Genomic DNA, 381 nt, shown 5'->3' with positions numbered 1-381 from the left:
GAACACGACGATCGCGGGCACGCCGACCTGGCGGGCGAGCAGGATGTGCTCGCGGGTCTGCGGCATCGGGCCGTCGGCCGCCGAGCAGACGAGGATCGCGCCGTCCATCTGGGCGGCACCGGTGATCATGTTCTTCACGTAGTCGGCGTGGCCGGGGCAGTCGACGTGCGCGTAGTGGCGGTTCGGCGTCTCGTACTCGACGTGCGCGGTCGAGATGGTGATGCCGCGGGCCTTCTCTTCCGGCGCCGCGTCGATCTGGTCGTAGCGCTTGTACTCACCGAAGTACTTCGTGATCGCCGCCGTCAAGCTCGTCTTGCCGTGGTCGACATGGCCGATCGTGCCGATGTTCACATGCGGCTTGTTGCGCTCGAATTTGCTCTT

General features: G+C 65.9%; 1 protein-coding gene. It reads right to left on the bottom strand.

Annotated features, from left to right (window positions below; genetic code table 11):
• A partial coding sequence (locus ACZLZY_RS24955) for a GTP-binding protein (protein WP_496253613.1) occupies positions 1 to 381 on the bottom strand: 381 nt, incomplete at both ends.

The sequence above is a fragment of the Mesocryomonas lacus genome (genome assembly GCF_055730135.2).
This window is presented reverse-complemented; position numbering and strand designations above follow the sequence as displayed.